Source organism: Bacteroides sp. NSJ-48, assembly GCF_014287405.1.
Classification (GTDB): Bacteria; Bacteroidota; Bacteroidia; order Bacteroidales; family Bacteroidaceae; genus Bacteroides; species Bacteroides stercoris.
The window spans coordinates 1-2,489 of record NZ_JACOOD010000097.1; the positions used below are offsets into that span (position 1 = coordinate 1).

The 2,489-nt window shown below is 42.8% G+C and carries 1 protein-coding gene; it reads left to right on the plus strand.

Annotation, left to right across the window (positions count from 1 at the left end; translation table 11 throughout):
• Positions 1-566: 566 nt before the first annotated feature.
• Positions 567-2,375 carry a reverse transcriptase/maturase family protein gene (locus H8S52_RS19540; RefSeq protein ID WP_004308094.1) on the plus strand — a complete coding sequence of 603 codons (1,809 nt, stop codon included), beginning with the start codon at positions 567-569 and terminating at the stop codon, positions 2,373-2,375.
• Positions 2,376-2,489: the final 114 nt, after the last annotated feature.

A 2,489-nucleotide genomic window follows, 5' to 3' on the forward strand; every position in this document is an offset into this window, starting at 1 on the left:
TTCGATGCGCCCATATAGGCTACACAATAAATATCTCTATGGCAAGAGATTAGGTTAGAGTTCAACAGACCTATCCTCAACGACTTAGCTGGAGGAGAAATCCAAAGGTGACAAAAGCATGTCGGTAAAGTCATTAGTCAGCTAAATACCAAGCTGCGACTGCATGGCGAGAGGAAAAGACAGACACAAGGATGAAGCCTGATTGGTTGAACGATAGTTCTGCTGCACACGTACCAGCCCCGACGAAAGGTATTTGATTCACGTCGGGCTGAAGCACCCCATGTAAACCGAAATTACAATGGAGCAGGAGCTGGCTTCAGAGCAACCACAATAAGTGGAATAGGAACGTAAGTCGCATCCGACAGTCTGCCGAGCCAAACAGTTATTGTGAAAGCAAATGGGGATTCCCTAAATCAGAATGCCGTAAGGCTATGGGCATAGGACCCTGAATATCTGACATGGGAACGGAGCTTCCGTAGTAGTCCGAGCAAGGGAAAGCCTTGTAACATGGCGAAGGGAAGCAGTTAGATAACTTAATACAAATAATGGAAAATGTGTGAGACATTATGAGAAGTCCTGAGCAAGTATTAAAAGCTTTAAACAAGCATGGTAAAGTTTCGGATTACAAGTTCGAAAGGCTGTACCGTATCTTATTCAATGAGGAGATGTTTCATGTTGCTTACCAGCGTATTTACGCCAAACCAGGCAATATGACACCCGGTACGGATGGGAAAACCATCAATCGGATGAGTCTTCAAAGAATAAACAAAGTCATTGCATCTTTGAGAGATGAGTCTTACAAGCCTAATCCGGCAAAAAGGATATACATACCCAAGAAAAACGGTAAGAAAAGACCGCTTGGAATTCCTTCCTTTGAGGACAAACTTGTACAGGAGGTGGTGCGCATGATTCTTGAAGCCGTCTATGAAGAGGTGTTTGCAAACACCTCACATGGATTCAGACCAAACAGAAGCTGCCATACCGCATTGACCCATATCCAAAAGACATTTACAGGTACAAAATGGTTTGTGGAAGGAGACATTAAAGGATTCTTCGACAACATAGACCACAATGTATTGATTGCAACTTTGCGGAAACGGATTGCCGATGATAGATTTCTAAGGCTTATCCGCAAGTTGTTGAATGCGGGATATATTGAAGACTGGAAGTTTCATAATACAAACAAGGGAACTCCACAAGGCGGTAATATCAGTCCTATACTGGCAAACATTTATCTTGATAATTTTGACAAGTATATGGAAGAATACGCCCTACGCTTCAATAAGGGAAAAGAAAGACACATCACCAAAGAATACAAGCAACTTAGCGATAAGATGCAACGCATCCTTAAAAGCATCAAGAACATACAGGATGCAGATGTCAGATTACAGCTTAGGGATGAGTATGAGAAACTGAGACGTGAAAGGCAAAAGATTGAGAGCAGAGACAGTATGGATGAAACATACAGAAGGCTTCGATACGTAAGATACGCAGATGATTTCCTCATTGGTGTTATCGGAAGCAAGGCAGAGTGCGTTAAAATCAAGTCGGACATTACCAAGTATATGGAAGAAAACCTCAAGCTGGAACTGTCACAGGAAAAGACATTGATAACAAACGCACAAAAGCCCGCGAAATTTCTTGGCTTCGATGTTTCAGTCCGTAAGTCTGATGCTATCAAGCGGGACAAGAACAATGTGCCAGCCCGTTATTACAACGGTAAGATAGTCCTAAAGGTCGCCATAGAAACGGTGCGGAACAAACTGGAAGAATACAGCGCCATCAGATACAAGGTAGAAAATGGCCGACAAGTTTGGTTTGCAAAGTTCAGAGGCAATCTTATGAAGAAGAAAATCGAGGACATAGTGGCGGCATATAACTCTGAAATCAGAGGGTTCTACAACTACTACTGCATTGCCAACAACGTGGCATACGCGCTCTCAAAGTTTGGATACATCATGGAGTACAGTATGTACCATACCATTGCAGGAAAAACCAATAGCACTGTAAGCAAAGTCATTGACAAATATAAGGTTGGGAATGACATTATAGTGCCATATCAGGATGCAAAAGGTAAATTACGGTACAGGAAATTCTATAATGAGGGATTCAAACGTAAACCACCAATGTACTATACGGAGGTAAACGACTTATCCTACACAATCGCAATTCCACAGCCGACACTTACTGAGCGATTGGATGCGAGAACATGTGAATTATGTGGAAAAGTCGGACCTGTAGTCATGCGTCATGTCAGAAAGCTAAATCAGCTTAAAGGAAAAACTGAATGCGACAGGCTGATGCTTGAAAAGCATAGGAAGACATTGGTTGTCTGTGAAAAGTGTTATGCCAAAATACACAGCCATGCTAAATAAAGTCATGTTATCAACGGAGAGCCGTATGCGTGGAGACATGCAAGTACGGTTTGGGGGCAGGTACGGGAAAACCTACTGCCGAAAGGCAGTAAGGCGTTCTGTACCGAGCCTACG